16 protein-coding genes are annotated in these 18,560 nt (G+C 45.9%); 3 read left to right on the plus strand and 13 right to left on the minus strand.

What is annotated here, in order from left to right; translation table 11 throughout:
- Positions 1-105: 105 nt before the first annotated feature.
- The 10 genes from rpe to pilM form a co-directional block, all read right to left on the minus strand.
- Entirely contained in the window at positions 106-777 is a 672-nt protein-coding gene (gene rpe / locus OU793_RS12960) for a ribulose-phosphate 3-epimerase (RefSeq protein WP_005496581.1), read from the minus strand.
- A 101-nt stretch (positions 778-878) separates the two neighbouring features.
- On the minus strand, positions 879-1,718 hold the full coding sequence (locus OU793_RS12965; protein WP_005486862.1) for a Dam family site-specific DNA-(adenine-N6)-methyltransferase: 840 nt from the start codon (positions 1,716-1,718) through the stop codon (positions 879-881).
- A gap of 69 nt (positions 1,719-1,787) precedes the next feature.
- Positions 1,788-3,305, minus strand: a complete 1,518-nt coding sequence (locus OU793_RS12970) for an SPOR domain-containing protein (protein ID WP_140103405.1) — start codon at positions 3,303-3,305, stop codon at positions 1,788-1,790.
- Between the two features lie 52 nt (positions 3,306-3,357).
- Positions 3,358-4,458, minus strand: coding sequence for a 3-dehydroquinate synthase (gene aroB / locus OU793_RS12975; RefSeq protein WP_005480443.1), 1,101 nt, complete (start codon positions 4,456-4,458; stop codon positions 3,358-3,360).
- 31 nt (positions 4,459-4,489) lie between these two features.
- The gene (aroK, locus tag OU793_RS12980) at positions 4,490-5,008 is read right to left on the minus strand and encodes a shikimate kinase AroK (protein ID WP_005381319.1); all 519 of its coding nucleotides are present in this window, start codon (positions 5,006-5,008) and stop codon (positions 4,490-4,492) included.
- A 188-nt stretch (positions 5,009-5,196) separates the two neighbouring features.
- Positions 5,197-6,945, minus strand: a complete 1,749-nt coding sequence (locus OU793_RS12985; RefSeq protein WP_005488227.1) for a type IV pilus secretin PilQ — start codon at positions 6,943-6,945, stop codon at positions 5,197-5,199.
- Positions 6,946-6,976: 31 nt separating this feature from the next.
- On the minus strand, positions 6,977-7,492 hold the full coding sequence (locus tag OU793_RS12990; protein WP_159404023.1) for a pilus assembly protein PilP: 516 nt from the start codon (positions 7,490-7,492) through the stop codon (positions 6,977-6,979).
- Complete coding sequence (locus OU793_RS12995) at positions 7,482-8,075, minus strand: type 4a pilus biogenesis protein PilO (protein ID WP_005480482.1); 594 nt, start codon at positions 8,073-8,075, stop codon at positions 7,482-7,484. The genes OU793_RS12990 and OU793_RS12995 overlap by 11 nt, the downstream gene beginning before the upstream one ends.
- On the minus strand, positions 8,068-8,646 hold the full coding sequence (locus OU793_RS13000; RefSeq protein WP_005480484.1) for a PilN domain-containing protein: 579 nt from the start codon (positions 8,644-8,646) through the stop codon (positions 8,068-8,070). Before OU793_RS13000 ends, OU793_RS12995 begins: the two co-directional genes overlap by 8 nt.
- Complete coding sequence (pilM, locus tag OU793_RS13005; RefSeq protein ID WP_017449463.1) at positions 8,630-9,646, minus strand: type IV pilus biogenesis protein PilM; 1,017 nt, start codon at positions 9,644-9,646, stop codon at positions 8,630-8,632. The genes OU793_RS13000 and pilM overlap by 17 nt, the downstream gene beginning before the upstream one ends.
- Before the next feature lie 142 nt (positions 9,647-9,788).
- Here pilM and OU793_RS13010 point away from each other — a divergent pair, with 142 nt between their 5' ends.
- Positions 9,789-12,359, plus strand: coding sequence for a penicillin-binding protein 1A (locus OU793_RS13010; protein WP_005480476.1), 2,571 nt, complete (start codon positions 9,789-9,791; stop codon positions 12,357-12,359).
- Between the two features lie 55 nt (positions 12,360-12,414).
- Here OU793_RS13010 and oxyR read toward each other — a convergent pair whose 3' ends face one another.
- Positions 12,415-13,323 (minus strand): DNA-binding transcriptional regulator OxyR, encoded by a 909-nt coding sequence (oxyR, locus tag OU793_RS13015; RefSeq protein ID WP_159404022.1) that lies wholly within the window; start codon positions 13,321-13,323, stop codon positions 12,415-12,417.
- Positions 13,324-13,493: 170 nt separating this feature from the next.
- Between oxyR and OU793_RS13020 the strand changes: the two genes are divergently transcribed.
- Together OU793_RS13020 and OU793_RS13025 are read left to right on the plus strand one after the other, a co-directional pair.
- On the plus strand, positions 13,494-14,222 hold the full coding sequence (locus OU793_RS13020; RefSeq protein WP_015297397.1) for a redoxin family protein: 729 nt from the start codon (positions 13,494-13,496) through the stop codon (positions 14,220-14,222).
- A 493-nt stretch (positions 14,223-14,715) separates the two neighbouring features.
- The gene (locus OU793_RS13025; RefSeq protein WP_017449461.1) at positions 14,716-14,988 is read left to right on the plus strand and encodes a DUF3624 domain-containing protein; all 273 of its coding nucleotides are present in this window, start codon (positions 14,716-14,718) and stop codon (positions 14,986-14,988) included.
- 192 nt (positions 14,989-15,180) lie between these two features.
- On the opposite strand, the gene argH is transcribed toward OU793_RS13025, so the two are convergent.
- Together argH and OU793_RS13035 are read right to left on the minus strand one after the other, a co-directional pair.
- Positions 15,181-17,055 (minus strand): argininosuccinate lyase, encoded by a 1,875-nt coding sequence (gene argH / locus OU793_RS13030; RefSeq protein ID WP_140103408.1) that lies wholly within the window; start codon positions 17,053-17,055, stop codon positions 15,181-15,183.
- Positions 17,056-17,294: 239 nt separating this feature from the next.
- Positions 17,295-18,509, minus strand: coding sequence for an argininosuccinate synthase (locus tag OU793_RS13035; protein WP_159404021.1), 1,215 nt, complete (start codon positions 18,507-18,509; stop codon positions 17,295-17,297).
- Positions 18,510-18,560 lie beyond the last annotated feature (51 nt).

The raw sequence follows: 18,560 nt of genomic DNA on the forward strand, positions 1-18,560 counted from the left end.
GCAGCGCGCGGGATATTTTTGTTTGGCTCGTGCCAGAAACGACAAAGGCTGCCAGCAAAGTGGCAGCCTTTAAAATCAGAGCGTTATAACGCTTATTTTTAGCACTTATTCTACTTGAGCAAGCTCAGTGCGCATTTGGTCGATCACTTGTTTGTAATCTGGCTGACTAAAAATCGCAGAACCCGCCACAAACATGTCCGCACCTGCTTCAGCAATTTCACGAATGTTGTCGACTTTCACACCACCATCAATTTCCAGACGGATATCGCGACCAGACTCATCGATCATCTTACGAACAGCGCGAAGTTTATCTAGCGTGTGAGGAATGAATGACTGGCCACCAAAGCCTGGGTTTACCGACATCAGTAGAATCAGGTCAACTTTGTCCATGATGAACTCAAGATGCGCAAGCGGTGTTGCTGGGTTTAATACCACACCCGCTTTACAGCCGTGTTCTTTGATAAGCTGAAGAGTACGGTCTACGTGATCAGAGGCCTCAACGTGGAAAGTGATCATTGATGCGCCAGCTTTCGCAAAATCAGGGATGATGCGATCTACCGGTTTCACCATTAGATGAACGTCGATTGGCGCAGTGATGCCGTAATCGCGTAGCGCTTTACACACAGGAGCACCAAAAGTCAGGTTTGGTACATAGTGGTTATCCATAACATCGAAATGCACCACATCCGCACCCGCTGCGAGTACTTTTTCTACGTCTTCACCTAGACGTGCAAAATCAGCCGATAAAATGGATGGAGCAATAAGAAAATCTTTCATACCTGACCTCAGTAGTGACGAGCAAAACAGCAAACCAATTTGCGCGCAATTCTACCGAAGCCAGTGGGGAGATCCACTATTTAGAGAAAATAGTGTCAGAACTATGAAGCAGCGCTATCTGATTCCGGCGCTTTGAACAAGGCGAGCAGTTCGTCAACTTTGTTACGACCACTACCGTTTCGGCTAATGGTGCGTTTCACTTTCACCACACTTAAATCCGCACCGTGGTAAAGGCGGCGCGTTAGTGTTGTGTCGTGATTTGAAATCAACACCGGAATCCCACGCTCAGTAGCCGTTCTTTCTGCCATGTCGGCTAATGCCGCTTGGTCGTCCAACGTGAAACCATTACCTGCGTATGAAGTGAAGTTTGCCGTGTTTGAAAGTGGCGCATAAGGTGGATCGCAATACACAACGCTGCCCTTGCGCGCACGACGAAATGTTTCAGGATAACCTTCGCACACAAACGTGGCTTTTTTGGCTTTCTCAGCAAAAAACTCCAATTCCGCCTCTGGGAAATAAGGTTTTTTGTAAGAGCCAAACGGCACGTTGAAGCCACCTTTTTTGTTGTAGCGGCATAAACCATTAAAACCAAAGCGGTTCATGTAAAGGAACGCAAGTGAGCGATACATTACGTCATCGGTTTTATTAAACTCAGCACGAATACTTAAGTACGCTTCTTTGCGATTGTTTTCGGCGACAAACCAGCGCTTCGCTTCTGAGATATATTCCTCAGGACGCTCTTTCAGCAGGTTGTAGAGATTAATCAGGTCGGGATTGATGTCTGCCAACAGATAGTGGTCATAGTCGGTATTAAGAAAAACCGAGCCAGCACCAACAAAAGGTTCAACCAGCTTTCGAGCCGGTGGCAAATGACGTTGGATGTCTTCAACCAGTCCGTATTTTCCTCCTGCCCATTTAAGAAAGGCTCGTTGCTTTTTCATCTACTGCTCTATCTATCGACCAAAAATTAAGGCTGCGGAATGTAACATATTTTTCAGCGAAGCTCAGGATTATTTCACGCGATCAATTTCTCGATGAACTTGGCCTAGCGATTTTGCCCATGGGCTCACCGACTTAAGTGAATCTGGCAGCTTCTCTACCGCGTCTCGAGCCATTTGAATTGTCGGATAATCTTGGTAAGTCACGATGTACCATTCCGTTCCACTGCGAACCGTCGGATAAATGCGTACCTTGTTATTCAGCTGATGCTCATCAAGAAAAGCTTGCACATCTTCCAGTGATGTCATGGCTGCTAACTGCAAGGTGTACGCTCTTGGGGATAACGCTTTTAGCTCTTCACGTGCAAACGAGAATTTGACGATAGGTTTACTTGATGTCGTCTCTGTTTTCGCAACCTCTTCTGATGCAGCATCGCTTGGCTTCACCACTTTAATCAAAGAAGAGTTTGTCTCTGACTGGGTTTTCGCTTGAGGTTCAGCCCCTTCAACTAACGCTTTAATATTGTCTGTATTCGCTTGCTCAGGCTTACCTTCTAACAGAGCATCAACCACGTCAGATTCAATCACAACACGCTGCTGGGTATCATCATTCCCGACGCTTGCTACTTCTTCTGTCACCGTTGGTGGCAATGAGTTGGAATCGTCAGTCGCATCTGATAAATCGCCATCATTTGGCAAGCCGTCAGTCACTGAGGTTAAATTAGATTCTGATGGCGAAAGAGTCGGCTCAGTGAGTGTCGGAATGGCAGTTTGCTCGATGCTTCCCGTGATCTGCTGCGCTTTGTCATCGGGGCTTGGCTGATTAAACATCCACCAATAACCACCAGCGGCCAGCAACAGTAGCACCAAAACCACTAATGCGATGTTGAGTGGCGATCCGACAATTGAACGGATAATGATCCTTTTTTCCACTTTCATCTCTCCTAATGCCATGATGTCACCCGGAATCGGGTCGACTTTCTTAAATGCATCTCGAACACGTTTCTCCGCTTCGTCATCGACATACCTAACCACTAGTGATTCGAAGAAACGACGCGCTTCCACTTCGGATAGCATATCGATATCAAGTTCAACTGGCTTAAGTTCTTGCCCATAACTCAACCGAGACAAGACCGACTCCAAACGCCCAGACTGAGTAAAAAGCAACACGTTGATCGTCCAGTTCGGCTTTTCATGCGCCTCTAAGACTAACGTCCATAACTCCGAAATGAGCGTTTCACTAAGTAAATGAGCATCATCAATAACAATCGCAATATCGCAAGGCTCACCTTCGAGAATACGCTCTAGACTGTCGAGTAAAGGCTCTTGTTGATTAAACAATGCATCGGAAACCAGCTGACTCAAGATGAGGACGCGACGCTGCACGTCATCTTGGGTCGCATGGCAAAGTAACAAACATTGATTTTTGTTACTCGCACCCAGCTCAAGGTATCGTTGCGCCAGCCAAGATTTTCCATACCCATCAGGGCCATTGATCGCAATAAGGTTGGATCCAAAGTTGGTCAACAACTCCAATCTATCCAATAACTCGGTTTGAGAATCTAATTCCAGAACGTGAGCAAAACTCATCTAATAACCTTCTTAAACAACAAGAATGACGCCAGATGGCGTCATTACAAGGTTAAATATTGCGACCGAAATCAATAGCCTGCTGAATCACTTCTTGTGAAGTATCGGCTATCACTTCCGCACTGCCAATTCCGGTTGGTAGAACTAAGCGCAATTGACCTGACAGCACTTTTTTATCACGCATCATATGCTTGATAAAGTCATCAAAACTCATGCTGTCGGGTGTATGGACTGGCAATTTCGCTCTGCGCAACAATGCCACAATACGCTCAAACTGCTCTTCAGAAATCAGTCCACGCAGAAGTGACGTTTTGGCCGCCATCACCGTACCAGAAGACACCGCCTCACCATGTAACCAATTGCCGTAGCCTAATTCAGCTTCTATCGCATGACCGAAAGTGTGACCCAAATTGAGCAACGCACGAATTCCAGACTCTTTTTCGTCTTGTGCAACCACTTCAGCTTTAATTTGGCAGCAACGTGCAATGGCATAGGTAAGCGCATCTTCATCCAACGTGTATAAACGGTCTAAATTTTCTTCCAGCCAATCAAAGAATGCACCATCATAAATAATGCCGTATTTGATCACTTCAGCTATACCAGCAGCAAATTCACGCTCAGGTAGCGTCGATAAACAGTTGGTATCGATGATCACCGCTTTCGGTTGGTAAAATGCGCCAATCATGTTTTTACCTAGCGGATGATTGACTGCTGTTTTGCCGCCAACGGAAGAATCCACTTGGGACAACAACGTCGTTGGAATTTGGATAAAGTCCACACCTCGCTGATAACAGGCTGAAGCAAAACCGACGAGATCTCCGATTACACCACCACCGAGGGCGATAATGACCACATCACGAGCATAACTTCCCTCTAGCAGGAAATTCATGACTTGGTTAAACACATCCAGGTTTTTGTACTGCTCGCCATCAGGCAACTCAAGTAACGAAGCATCACAACCAAGTTGTTTTAGTTGATGAAGGATTTTATCGGCATACAAAGGTGCCACTGTGACATTACTGATCACAACGACTTTTTGATTGGTATTTTTGTTTGAGAGAACTTGAGAAAGGTACGCCGGGTCCTCAAACAACCCGGCGCCTATAGAGATTGGGTAGCTACGCTCTGCTAGATTGACCGTAATCCGTTCCATCGGTGTGCTCCAATTAAAAGAAGATAAATACTTATCTCTCTTCTAGCATTTTTACGATCTGGTTGGCTACCACTTTTGCACTTTGATCGTCAGTGCGAACAGTGTAATCCGCTACTTCTTCGTATAACGGGTTACGTTCTTCAGCTAATTGCTCCAATACTTCACGAGGGTTGTCCGTTTGAAGTAGAGGACGCTTCTTGTCACGGTTAGTACGTGCAAGTTGCTTTTCAATTGTCGTTTCTAGGTAAACAACTACACCGCGAGCAGAAAGACGGTTACGGTTCTCTTTGCTTTTCACAGAGCCGCCGCCAGTTGCCAGCACGATGCCTTGTTCTTGAGTCAGATCTTCAAGTACCGCTTCTTCACGCTTACGGAAGCCTTCTTCACCTTCTACATCAAAAACCCAAGAGATGTCTGCACCAGTGCGTTCTTCAATCACTGTATCGGAGTCAACAAACTCCATATGCAGTTGCTGTGCTAGATGTCTACCAATTGTACTTTTGCCGGCGCCCATTGGGCCAACAAGGAAAATATTACGTTTCTCAGCCATGTTTAGCAGTAATTTACAACATTGATTCAATAAGATCGCCACAAGAAAACACAGCTAAACCGCTGTTCTACAAGGCTTGTGGCACCAGTTCCTCACAGATAATTCGTGATAAGACCCGAAATTATCCAAGCATGGTGCCACTAATGCAACTTTATTTTTGATCTAATCGCCTATTTACTTGATAGCCACTACTGAATAACGACCTTAGGCGTAACGAAAATTAGCAACTCACTTTTACCAACGTTTTCGTAACTTCGGCGGAAAAGTGCGCCTAATAGCGGAAGATCGCCCAACAATGGCACTTTATCCACTGAGTTAGTAATGCTGTGCTGGAAAATACCACCGAGCACAACCGTCTCACCATTATTCACCAGAACTTGGGTGCCAATGCGCTGCGTATCAATTGCCATTGCCTCTCCTGTACCCGTTTTCACTACCTTACCAGGTCGGTCTTGGGTCACACTCAGATCCAACACTAAACGATTGTCAGGTGTGATCTGCGGTGTCACCTTCAAGCTCAACACCGCTTTTTTAAAGGTCACTGACGTTGCACCACTCGATGAAGATTCTAGATAAGGAATTTCGGTACCTTGTTCAATGTACGCGGGCTTCTTATTGGTTGTGATCAATCGTGGGCTCGAAATGATTTCTGCTTTTGATTCTTGCTGCAATGCAGACAGCTCTAAGTCCAATAATGTATCAGAACCTAACTTTGCCACTTGGAACGCAATGCTCGCCGCATTCGGGTTGGTCGCGGCTAAATTCACATTAAGAAAATCATCGATACCAACACCATCACCACCCTCTTCACCTTCGCCATCACCACCACCTTCGTACAAACCGATTGTCGCTAGGTTGTTCTCAATAGAGCCACCAACTGTGTTGTTACCATTAATAGAAGTGAAGCCCCAACGAATACCTAACTCGTCCATGTTACCTTCACTGATGGTCACAATTCGGGCTTCAATTTGTACTTGTTTGACTGGGATATCGAGCGATTCAATGATTTCGCGAATAACGGCGATGTTCTCTGGCAATTCTCTGATTAATAGCGAATTGGTTCGCTCATCAATGGTCATACTGCCACGCTCTGACAACATGCTAATGTTGCCTTCACCATTGATCATCTCTGCAATATCCGAAGCTTTAGCAAAATTGACTTTGATGATTTCTGATGAAAGCTCACCCATTTCTTCCGTCAGTTTTTGTTTTTCTAACTGCTGCTTCTCGCGCAAATCCAGCTCATCGGTTGGAGCGACCAAAATCACGTTGCCATCAACACGCTTATCTAACCCTTTCACTTGCAAGATGATGTCGAGCACTTGCTGCCACGGCACACCATCAAGACGCAGTGTAAGGTTGCCTTCGACAGAGTCCGAAACCACCAAGTTAAACTGGTTGTAATCTGCAATCAGCTGCAAAACGTTACGCACAGGAATGTCTTGGAAGTTAATCGAGATCAGCTTGCCTTCTTTTTCTAAGATGCTCTTGTCTGGCACTTTTTCATTTGGTTTAAGCTTGCTGACAGTGATTTCAAGATAACGCCCCGTCAAACGATAGTCATGCGTGTATTCTTCATCGATATACGCAACTAATCTTGTGGTGGAGGTATCGCGGAACACTTCAACACTTTCCACCACCGTCGCGAAATCTTTCACGTCGAGAAGGTAAAGCTGCTCGTCTTTTACCGACGTGTTCATTAAATCAATGCTTAATCCTTCTTGAACACGTTTAACATCAACAATAGCCGCCGGGGATGCAAGCTCCACCACAATCACGGCATCTTTGCTTTTGTTAGTGCGAAAGTCGATGCTCTTGAGCGCATTAGACTGTACATCTTCTGCTGCTGCTAAAGGGGCTAGAAGTAAAAACAACCATAAGGAGAAGAGCCCAGTAAGCATCCTTGGTGTACGTGTTAATCCTTGTCTCATTTTCATTACTCAATATCAAAAATAAATGCAGCTATATCTATCTCAAAGCCAACTTAACTTTACGTTTTTGCCAGCACCCCAAACCATCGGGCAAGGTTTCATTAATCAACAAATAGGAGTGGGTAACATGGGTGACCTTACCGTTATTACGCCCGAGGTATTGACCTAGTTTCACTTTGTAAACCGTGCCATTCGGGGCTTGTACTAAACCAGAAACGGTGTTCCCCATCCCCATCACTCCTTTTAAACGAAGTTGGCTGAGTGGGAATTTTTCTAACTTGCCAGATCTCGCTCGGTTCGGCGGTTGCCAACAATCTTTTCTCGCCACAGGTTGAGTTGCGATGGTCGCCTCTTTGGGCAATTCGAAAGGAGCACGCATCACTTCTGGGGCATACGCCACTGCGATGTATTTGTCAGCAGGTTTGAGCTTCTCCACATCTCGCCGAGCCTGGCTCTCAACACCACGAATAAAATCCGTTAATGATTCATCATTCGCCTGGCACCCGGCCAATAGAGCGCTTACCAACACCGTCAGCAAAGATTTATTTCTCATCTTTCTTTTCCTCAGGCTTGAACTGATAAGTGTTTGCTCTCACTCGGAAGTGCAAAGTTTCACTCTCTTGGCTGACACGCTGCCAAGTCACATCTTTAAAGGTGATGATTCGTGGCAGTGTGGCAATGGCCTGTGAAAAACGACCGATATCGTGGAAATCACCTGTTAGCTCGATATTTAGTGGCAATCGATACAGGAAGTTTTCAGATTGCTTTTCTCCCCAATCGATTCGAGTAAACGTTAACTTGTTGTCGATACCGAGTTCGTTTACCGACGCCAACATTGTGGCCAACTCTTTTTGTGCCGGTAGTTGTTGCAACAGCAACTCATAACGCGTAGTGAGCTCGTCCAGTTGAGATTGCAATTGAGGCAATGCAGCCACCTTGTTGGCTTTTATGCGCAATGCCACTTTTAATGTTTGCTCCTCTTGAATCAAATTGTTCAAGCGAGCCTCTTCTGGCTTTAAGTAAAACCAATAACCAAACCCTTGGATAAGAAGAACAAGCAGGCAAATCACTACAAGCTGAGGCAGTAATGGCCATTCAGCAATCTCATCCATTTCTAGATCTTGCCAATTAACCATGTTGTTTTCCCTCTTTTTGCTCTTCTACCGTGTTAAACATGAAGGACACTTTAAAGGTCTGAAACTCTTTACCAAAACGGGCTTTTCCGTGCACGATAGAGTGCATTTCAACGTCCAGTAGCTTGGCAGAACGTTCCATGTTATCGAGCATAGTTGCTAGCCGTGGTGTACTGTCTGAAATACCTGAGATTTCAATTTCTAGATCGTTCATTTTGATCTTGTCGACATATACGCCTTCTGGAATAACAGCAGGCATGAGGTTCATAAAATCAGTGGTTTTATTCCGACCATTTTGCAACGCTTCCACAACTTTCAAGCGTTCCAAGATTTTGCTGTGTTCAAGCTCCGCGATCTTCATCGCTTCTATCCGCTTATCTAGATCGGAAATGTACGTTGTTAGATAGTCGAGTCGCTCTTGTTGAAGATCTTGTTGATACTCATAATATTTGCCAACGCCCCACTGAATCCCCAACGCCACCATGACGCCCAATACCACTAAACCGACAAATCGACGACGATGCTCTTCCCTTTGATTTTCGCGCCAAGGCAATAAGTTAATGCGATACAGCACGCACACCTCCTAACCAATGAATGCCACGGACCGCCAGCCCTGCAGCTGTCGAAAAATGTTGCCAATCGGCCGCTCGGCGCTTGCGTTTCGACACTTTCATTTCAAACAATCCGAGTGGGTTTAGCAACTCGCACTCCAATGCCAACTGATGCGACAGCTCTTCTGCCAACATTGGCGTCGATGCCCCCTCGCCCGATAACCAAATGCCTTTGATGTTTTGCGAACCGTTGATCGACGTATAGAGCTGCATTTGACGTTTTACGCGCTCAACCACTTGACGATTGAACTGTTCCGTTTTGGCTTGAGCATCATCAGAAAGTAAGTCTTCTTGTGACGTCCCCATTGAAATACGAGTACCGCACGCAAACTCCTTATGAAACAGTTCGCCTTGCTCGGTAAACATGGTGAATGAACTCGCTAACGAGCCGATGTCTAACAAACAGTATTTGTTTTTTTCAGGAAAACGCTCTGCGGCAAGCTTCCAGATATGACCTAGACTTTGAGAGTGCACGTCAACCAACACAGGCTTTAAACCAGACTGTTGTAACGCCTCAACTCGGCTTTCAACCACATCTTTGCGCGTAGCGAATACTTGATAACTGTCCGTTCCACGCATCCCTTCTTCCGCACGAAGGCGTACGAAATCCAAACTCAGTTCTTCCACAGGAAAAGGAGATTGATGAGAAAAAGCTTGTACCACCGCAAACTCGATTTCGCTCTCATCAAGGCTTTGTTCGATTTGCAGTTTCTTGCTAATAACTGAGTTGTCTGGAACAGAAATTGCCACTCGCTTGGCCCCAAAAGGCAGATCTTTTTTCATCTGCTTTAGGGTCTTTACAATTTCTTGATGATTTATAGTGTTATTTTCAGCGACAATACCTTCCTTAAGTAATATTTCTTTGTAACCCAGTAAGGCGTATTGATCGCCAATGGGTTTAAGTACTACGGCTTTGAGGCTGTTATGGCCAATATCTATGCCGGTAACGATTAGCTTATCCATCTCTACTCTCGCTCCGAAATTTCTTCGCGCAAAGGTTGTTATTAGCACCCAAATAAGAGTTAATATCTCTATGTGCTAAATTTTTGACCTAAGAGTACAAGGGTTTGCCGTTACACAGCCTCAACCAATCAGGGATTCTCCGGTGAAGTTCATAAAGCGTTTATTATTTTTAACATTGATTTGCATAATTCTTGGAGTCACCACAATTTTTGGCTTCTATCAGTACGTGAAGCCTGAATTGCCAGACGTTGCAACTCTAAAAGACGTTGAATTACAAACACCTATGCAGGTATTTAGTCAAGACGGGAAGCTGATCGCACAGTTTGGTGAAAAGCGTCGTATTCCTGTTACTTACGATGAAATTCCTCAAGATCTAATTCACGCACTGATCGCCACCGAAGACAGCCGTTTTTACGAGCACCCTGGTATCGATCCAATCGGTATTACTCGTGCAGCTGTCGTGGTTGCTCTTTCCGGCTCAGCAAAGCAAGGCGCGAGTACCATCACTCAGCAGCTAGCGCGTAACTTCTTCTTATCCAACGAGAAGAAACTAATGCGTAAGATCAAAGAGATCTTCATTGCCATTCACATTGAGCAACTGCTGAGCAAACAAGAGATCATGGAACTTTACGTTAACAAGATCTTCCTTGGCTATCGCTCATACGGTTTTGGTGCAGCAGCTCAGGTGTATTTTGGTAAGAGCCTAAATGAGCTCTCGCTTAGTGAAATTGCTACACTGGCGGGAATGCCAAAAGCACCTTCAACCATGAACCCAATTTACTCGCTAGAACGTGCAACAAAACGTCGTAACGTTGTGCTAATGCGTATGCTCGATGAAAAGTACATTACGCAAGAACAATTCGATGAAGCACGTAACGAACCAATCATTGCTCGTTACCACAGCGCAGAAATTGAAGTGTCTGCGCCTTACGTTGCCGAACTTGCACGTGCATGGGCAGTAAAAGAGTACGGTGAAGAGAAAGCCTATACGTCGGGTTTGAATATCTACATGACGGTTGACTCTAAACTGCAAGACGCTGCCAATAAGGCTGCGGTAAACAACCTAATGGCTTATGACGAGCGTCATGGCTACCGCGGCGCAGAAAAAGTGTTGTGGAAAGAAGGGGAAGCCGCTTGGGATGCAGAACAAATTGAGAAGCATCTAAAAGGCCAGCCAACTTACGGCGATCTTTACCCTGCTGTCGTGACAAAAGTGGAAGGCAAAACGGCGCAAGTTGTTGTGAAAAATAACGACGCACAAACCATCCCTTGGACTGGCATAAACTGGGCACGCAAATTCCTCACCGATAACCGTCAAGGTTCAACACCAAAATCTGCACAAGAGGTTTTAGCTGCAGGTGAACAAATTTGGGTTCGCGAGCTAACGACGACCGATGAAGATGGCAACACTCAAAGCAGCTGGAAGCTAAGCCAAGTGCCTAGCGCGAACACCGCATTTGTCGCGATGAATCCTGAAAATGGCGGCATTTTGTCACTGGTAGGTGGTTTTAACTTTGTTCACAGCAAGTTTAACCGCGCAACCATGTCCGTGCGTCAGGTTGGTTCTAGTATCAAACCATTTATTTACTCAGCCGCTATCGATAAAGGCCTAACGTTAGCAACTCTGATCAACGACGCGCCAATCAACAAATGGGACGCAGGTTCAGGCTCAGCATGGCGACCAAAGAACTCACCTCCAACTTACGGTGGTCCAACTCGCCTTCGCATTGGCTTAGCGCAATCGAAAAACGTAATGGCGGTTCGTACCTTACGTGAAGTGGGTCTGGATGAAACTCGTCAGTACCTAACTCGCTTTGGATTCGATATCAACGAAGTACCTCGCTCAGAAACTATCGCCTTGGGTGCGGGTAGCTTAACGCCAATGAAAGTGGCGCAAGGTTACTCGGTTTTTGCAAACGGCGGTTACTATGTTGAGCCGTTCTATGTCGAACGCGTTGAAGATGCATTTGGCGAAGTTTTGTTTAAAGCCAACCCTAAGAGCGTTTGTCATCAAGATTGCCCACAAATGAGCCCACAACCAGAAATGGATCGCTTTGCAAGTGAGTTCGGTGAGCAAGACGTTGCCGTTGATGGCCAAGCTCCAGAGAACGCACTAGAAAATGATGAACCAAAATACGCACCACAAGTGATCTCTGAACAAAACGCATTCTTGATGCGTGAAATGATGTACAGCAACATCTGGGGTGGCGGCAACTGGCGTGAAGGAACTGGCTGGAACGGTACCGGCTGGCGTGCACAAAAACTTGAGCGTCGTGATATTGGTGGTAAAACTGGTACGACTAACGATTCAAAAGACGCATGGTACAACGGTTATGGTCCGGGCGTGGTTGCTATTGCATGGGTGGGCTTCGATGATCACTCACGCGCGTTAGGCCGCACGACAGTGAACAGCAATTTGGGTCAAGGCCAAGTATCTGGTGCTGAATCAGGAGCGAAAACAGCAGAGCCAGCATGGATTGACTTTATGCAAGTAGCATTGGAAGGCAAGCCAGAACAAGGCAAGAATATTCCAGATGACATCGTGCGCGTTCGCATCGATCGCAACAGCGGTCTGCTGACTCATAAAGTGGATAGCACGTCCATGTTTGAATACTTTGAGAAAGGCACGGAGCCAACCGAATACGTTGGTAACAGCCTCGAAGACAGCATTTATTCAAGCGGTTCTGGTGGCACAACGGAAGAGTTGTTCTAAACCAAACGAAAGAAAAGATAAGGGGAGAGCGTTGGCTCTCCCCTTTTTTATAACGTTAAGCGGCCATAGAAGATGGCTGCGACTCTAGAATTGCTTTGATTTTCGCTGCTAATGCTTCAAAACGAGCACGCAACGGAGAGCCAGGGCGGTACGCCAAAACAATGCTGCGTGAAGGCGTAGGGTTGACGGCAGGAATGTAGCAAACGCCATCTTTTTGTTTTTCGGCTGGAATAGAAAGCTGAGGTAACAAAGTAATACCCGCTCCCGCAGCAACCATATTACGCAAAGTTTCTAAACTGGTGGCTTTAAAGCGCTCATCATCTTTTGCTCCTGCCGCAAAGCAGAAACCTAACGCTTGGTCGCGTAAGCAATGTCCATCACCTAAAGCCAGCACGGTCTTCCCATTGAGCTCCAACATATCAACCTGGTCGAGCTGTGCCCATTCATGACCACATGGTACGGCAACACTAAGCGGTTCGTTGTACACTTCAATCTCTTTAAATGGGGCAGTTTCCGCCACAGAAGCCAATACCAAACAGTCCAGCTTCCCTTCCTCTAGCTGACGAACCAACTGATGAGTTTGAGCTTCATGCAGGAACAGCTCAAGCTCAGGGAACTTTTCTTTCAGCTGTGGAAGAATTTTAGGCAATAAGTACGGGCCAACCGTCGGAATAAAACCGATGTGCATTGGACCGGTCATCGCCCCACTCTGTCCGCTGGCCATATCTTTAAAGGTTTTCACCTCACTCAGAATGCGTTTAGCTTGATCCACCAGCTGTAAGCCAGAGTCGGTGAACAACACTCGGCGACTGCTTCTTTCTAACAATGCCGTGCCGAGTTCGTCTTCCAGCTTACGTATTTGACCACTAAGCGTTGGCTGACTGACAAAACATGCCTCTGCCGCTTTGCGAAAATGCTTGTGCTCCGCCAGTGCGACTAAGTACTCAAAATCCCGAATATTCATAACACACGATTCGCTTCTATTTGATGATAGTCAATGTCTATCAAAACCATAGCATCAAACGATTAGAGCTATCAAAGGATTTTTACAATAATGGGCTCAACAAAACGAAACAGAGCCAAACGACAAGTCACGCTCTAAACGCTTCACTCGAATATTTTAAAGGAATCAATATGTTTGTATCTAAAGAAGGTCAAAACGTACCACAGGTTACTTTCCCGACTCGCCAAGGTGATACTTGGGTGAACGTTACCTCGGATGATCTATTCAAAGGCAAAACCGTGATCGTATTCAGTTTGCCTGGAGCGTTTACACCGACTTGTTCTTCTAGCCACTTACCTCGTTACAACGAGCTATTCCCTGTGTTCAAAGAACACGGTGTTGATGAAATTTTGTGTATTTCTGTAAACGACACATTCGTTATGAACGCTTGGAAACACGACCAAGAAGCCGAGCACATCACCTTTATTCCAGATGGTAATGGAGAGTTCACTGATGGCATGGGCATGCTCGTGGACAAAAATGACATCGGCTTTGGTAAACGTTCTTGGCGTTACAGCATGCTGGTAAAAGATGGTGTGATTGAGAAGATGTTTATCGAACCAAATGAACCAGGAGACCCGTTCAAAGTATCGGATGCCGACACTATGCTGAACTACATCGCACCAGAGTACAGAACTCAGGAATCGATCACTGTATTTACCAAGCCTGGTTGTCCTTTCTGTATGAAAGCCAAACAAAACTTGATTGATCACGGTCTTCAATATGAAGAAGTCATTTTGGGGAAAGATGCAACTTCCGTCAGTCTTCGTGCTATTACAGGCCGTACGACCGTCCCGCAAGTATTCATCGGCGGTAAACACATCGGTGGTAGCGAAGAGCTAGAAACTTACCTAGGCTAACCTGTCCATAGCCTACACCCCCGGTCTCCGACGTCTTTGACTCGGAGGCCACCCTGTCTCTTCCCGCTCAAATCTAAGTCCTTAGTTCTTAAATCGTTCTACTACCTGAATCAACGTTTTTAAATACAACACTTTTTGTTCATCATAACGTCTTGTTTCTATTCCCAAGCCAAATACAAAAAAACCTCGCAGATACGAGGCTTTTTTCTGGACTAGAGTTTCATGGATTACATCATCGCATAACGACTCACTAGCACAATCGCGGTGAACCCAATGGTGAAAAATCCCCCGGCAAGTCCTAGTGCTACTCTCAGTTCTGTCGACATTATCTTTTCCTATTTTCGGCTGACGCGGCACCATACACCAGTTACGTTCTACAGAATTTCATCCAAGCTAATTTTCCATTTTTGGGTCCGTACCACCTAACAAGCGCACATGGTAAAGCCTATTCATCTTCTGCTAATCTTGGGCAAGTTGAATTGAGGTAAACATCATGGCTTGTCGTAGCTGCCAAGAACATTGGTTTTGGAAAAAGATCGGTCGTTGTCAACGATGCATGGATCAATTGACCGTACTTTCAGTTGTGTGTTGGATCATTTGGTGGTTTGCTTTTCGCGATCACCCACAAAGCATTGAATCGATCGCCCTGATCTTTGCGGGCTTTGCATTTAACATTTTATTGTTTCTGCACTTATGGATGCGTTTTGTCATCTTGCCGTGGCAGCGTCGTCGCGGGAAACAGAATGGAGAGGATCATAACAAATGACAGATAGAAAAAAGCCCCAAAATCAATCTCGATTCTGGGGCTCTCTTAGATTCTTCTAAGAAAAAGCAGTGGTACTTTAATAGACCGAGCTTCCTCTCAAAGGTTCAAAGTTTTTTCGATTTTTTTAGCAAAAACTTATGTAAATGATCGCTATCTAACGATATCTATTTAAATGCTAACAAAATCAATACGCTATGCGACATGGCTGCGTTGGATGATCTGTTCAACTAAATTGATCTCTAACGCGACTTCATCACAGGCATGTTGACGCGGGCATTGGTCGCAATCTTTCAACACTTTTTCTGGCAACAGAGACTTAGATGTTGGCAAGAAACTCTGCTTCATAAAGAACTCTGGCGTACGTGTTAGTACGAAGACTTTCTTAATCGCCATTTGACGTGCTTTATCCACCAAATAGTTCACAATCGCGCTGCCTTGCCCTTGTCCTTGCCAACCCGCCTCAATACCGAGCGAGCGAATTTCCGCAAGTCCAGAGTCATACACATACAGAGATGCGCAACCAGTCACTTCACCATGATGTTCAGCAACGGCAAATGAGCCAATGTCGCGAACGAGTTCATTACGAGAACGAGGTAAGTTTTCGCCCATATTCGCCCAGTACGCAACCATGCCCTCAAGCGTTTCGATATCCGTTAAACGTGCAGGACGTACTTTAACGGCCGAACTATCACGCTGCGCCAAACGCTTGTCCGCTTGATCAACGGCATAAGCGACTTGTTTTGGTGACACGCCACCAAGCGCGCTACGTTTTTCTAGACAAGACTCAATCGTTAGGATGTCGTACACATCGTTGTCGATGACGTCAGAGAACTCTTGTAACTCTTGCAGTGACAGCTCTTCCAGTGCACAACCTTTGGCAATCGCGCCAACGACAGCCACACCGACAATATGATGCGCTTCTCGGAAAGGAATGCCTTTCGCGACCAAGTAGTCCGCTAATTCTGTGGCATTGGCGTAGCCTTGTTTCGCGGCTTCTAACGTACGTTCGCCATTAACCTTAATCCCATCGAAACACAACGCTGCCATTTCCATACAGTCGTTCCATGTATCAAGCGCATCGAACAAACCTTCTTTGTCTTCTTGCATGTCTTTGTTGTACGCCAGTGGCAGGGCTTTGACTGTCATCATCATGCCAGCAAGTGCGCCGTACACGCGACCAGTCTTACCACGAATGAGCTCTAGCGCATCTGGATTTTTCTTCTGTGGCATCAATGACGAGCCAGATGTCACTGTATCTGCCAACTCAATGAAGTTCGACTCGCCTGAGTTGTAGAAAATCATATCTTCCGCGAGACGTGACAAGTGCAGCATAGAAATAGAAGCGACAGACATCAGTTCCATCACATGGTCACGATCCGATACCGAATCGAGTGAGTTACGCGTAGCACGATGAAAACCAAGATTATGCGCCAATTGTTCACGATCAATTGGGTAAGCAGTACCAGCTAATGCGCCAGAACCTAGCGGACAGGCATCTAAACGTTGCAGCGCATCACTCAGACGTGAGTAATCACGCTCAAACATTTCAACATACGCCAAACACCAATGAGCAAACGTCACAGGCTGAGCACGTTGTAAGTGAGTATAACCAGGCAAAACCGTACCTTGATGCTGTTTCGCCACTTGCACCATTTGCGATTGCAGACGATCAAGTGCAATAAGAAGTTGCTGCCCTTGCTGACGACACCAAAGCTTTAAGTCGGTCGCCACTTGGTCGTTACGAGAACGACCAGTGTGCAGCTTTTTACCTAAGTCGCCGACTTTGCTGATCAACTGCTGTTCCACCCACGAGTGAATGTCTTCAGCATCAGAGCGTAAAATCTGGTGCGGATCTTCCATCACTTCGAGTTTCAACTCATTTAAAGCGAGCTCGAGCTTTTGCTGCTCTTCTGCTGATAATACACCAACCGAAAGCAATGCTTTAGACCACGCAATTGAGCCTACGATATCTTGCTCAGCCAATCGGTAGTCGAAACGCAACGAATCGTTGAACTCTTTGAATCTGGTATCTGCCGCTTGGGTAAATCTTCCGCCCCATAATGCCATTGCGTCTCTCCTGATGACTATTGCTTACTCTAACGTGTCTAATGAGTGATGACGAAATCGGTGGTCATTTGCTCACTTTTTCTTATACGCCAACGTTACGGCAATTCAATATAAAAATAAAGTATAAATTCAATATTTTTACATATATATTCACCCCGCTTAATTTGCGACTCTTTGGGTAATAAAAAAAGACCCGCCATATGTTGGCAGGCCTTTATTCAATCCGAGATGGGGAGTGATTATTTTTTCTGGCTATTCAATGCACGAATACGGCTTGATAGCGAGTAAAGACGGATGAAGCCACCAGCATGACTTTGATCGTAAACCTCATCTTCACCAAAAGTAGCGAACTCTTCTGAGTACAAGCTGTTGTCAGAACGTTTTTGCGTTACCGTTGCTTGACCTTTGTATAGCTTAACAACCACTTCGCCATTGACGTCTTGTGCTAGCTCTTCTGAGGCAGCAAGAATCGACTTACATAGCGGTGTAAACCAACGACCGTCGTACACAAGGTGAGAGGCTTTTAGACCAAGTTCTTCACGGAACTCGAATGACGATTTGTCTAGCACCAATTGTTCAACTGCGCGCAGAGCTTCCATCATGATGGTACCTCCCGGAGTTTCGTAACAGCCACGAGACTTCATTCCCACCAAACGGTTCTCTACAATATCAATACGACCCACACCGTGTTTTGCGCCTTTTTCGTTTAAGTAAACTAGCGCGTTGTATGGTGTCATCGCTTCACCATCCACTGCCACAACTTCACCTTTTTCGACTTTCAACGTAACGTATTCAGCTTCATTTGGCGCATGTTCAGGGTCAACGGTCCAGACCCAGCAATCTTCGTTTGGTGCATTCCATGTATTTTCTAGCACACCACCTTCAGTAGAAATGTGCCATGCGTTCGCATCACGTGAGTAAATCTTCGTTAGAGACGCTGAGCAAGGAATGTTACGCTCTGCAAGGTAATCCAGACATTGTTCGCGGCTCACTAAATCCCACTCACGCCATGGAGCGATAACGTGTAGATCTGGTGCTAACGCAGCAAATGCACCCTCGAAACGCACTTGGTCGTTACCTTTACCAGTACAGCCGTGACACAATGCGTCCGCGCCCACTTTACGTGCCACTTCAACTTGCGCTTTGGCAATGATTGGACGCGCCATTGATGTACCCAACAGGTATTTGCCTTCGTAGTAAGCACCGGTTTTTAGTGTTGGGTAGATGTAGTCTGCTACCATTTCTTCTTTTAGGTCAGCGATGTAGCACTCTGATGCGCCAGATGCTTTTGCTTTCGCTTCGATGCCTTCAAGCTCTTCAGCACCTTGACCTACATCGGCCACGAAAGCGACGACTTCACAGTCATAATTCTCTTTTAGCCACGGGATGATTACTGAAGTATCTAGACCGCCTGAGTATGCGACTACCACTTTATTTACGTTCACTTTGCTCATGTTTTTTCTCCAAACTTAACTGGCGCTGCGCTCGGCGGTCAGTGCCAACCA

This window comes from Vibrio sp. VP6 (genome assembly GCF_028823755.1).
GTDB lineage: Bacteria > Pseudomonadota > Gammaproteobacteria > Enterobacterales > Vibrionaceae > Vibrio > Vibrio parahaemolyticus.

What these genes read in the sequence shown, in the direction of transcription:
- pilM (WP_017449463.1), bottom strand. Translation starts at nt 9,646, where the DNA reads ATGGATAAGCTAATCGTTACCGGCATAGATATTGGCCATAACAGCCTC.
- aroB (WP_005480443.1), bottom strand. Translation starts at nt 4,458, where the DNA reads ATGGAACGGATTACGGTCAATCTAGCAGAGCGTAGCTACCCAATCTCT.
- OU793_RS12985 (WP_005488227.1), bottom strand. Translation starts at nt 6,945, where the DNA reads ATGAAAATGAGACAAGGATTAACACGTACACCAAGGATGCTTACTGGG.
- OU793_RS12995 (WP_005480482.1), bottom strand. Translation starts at nt 8,075, where the DNA reads ATGGTTAATTGGCAAGATCTAGAAATGGATGAGATTGCTGAATGGCCA.
- OU793_RS12990 (WP_159404023.1), bottom strand. Translation starts at nt 7,492, where the DNA reads ATGAGAAATAAATCTTTGCTGACGGTGTTGGTAAGCGCTCTATTGGCC.
- argH (WP_140103408.1), bottom strand. Translation starts at nt 17,055, where the DNA reads ATGGCATTATGGGGCGGAAGATTTACCCAAGCGGCAGATACCAGATTC.
- OU793_RS13035 (WP_159404021.1), bottom strand. Translation starts at nt 18,509, where the DNA reads ATGAGCAAAGTGAACGTAAATAAAGTGGTAGTCGCATACTCAGGCGGT.
- OU793_RS12970 (WP_140103405.1), bottom strand. Translation starts at nt 3,305, where the DNA reads ATGAGTTTTGCTCACGTTCTGGAATTAGATTCTCAAACCGAGTTATTG.
- oxyR (WP_159404022.1), bottom strand. Translation starts at nt 13,323, where the DNA reads ATGAATATTCGGGATTTTGAGTACTTAGTCGCACTGGCGGAGCACAAG.
- OU793_RS13025 (WP_017449461.1), top strand. Translation starts at nt 14,716, where the DNA reads ATGGCTTGTCGTAGCTGCCAAGAACATTGGTTTTGGAAAAAGATCGGT.
- aroK (WP_005381319.1), bottom strand. Translation starts at nt 5,008, where the DNA reads ATGGCTGAGAAACGTAATATTTTCCTTGTTGGCCCAATGGGCGCCGGC.
- OU793_RS12965 (WP_005486862.1), bottom strand. Translation starts at nt 1,718, where the DNA reads ATGAAAAAGCAACGAGCCTTTCTTAAATGGGCAGGAGGAAAATACGGA.
- OU793_RS13020 (WP_015297397.1), top strand. Translation starts at nt 13,494, where the DNA reads ATGTTTGTATCTAAAGAAGGTCAAAACGTACCACAGGTTACTTTCCCG.
- rpe (WP_005496581.1), bottom strand. Translation starts at nt 777, where the DNA reads ATGAAAGATTTTCTTATTGCTCCATCCATTTTATCGGCTGATTTTGCA.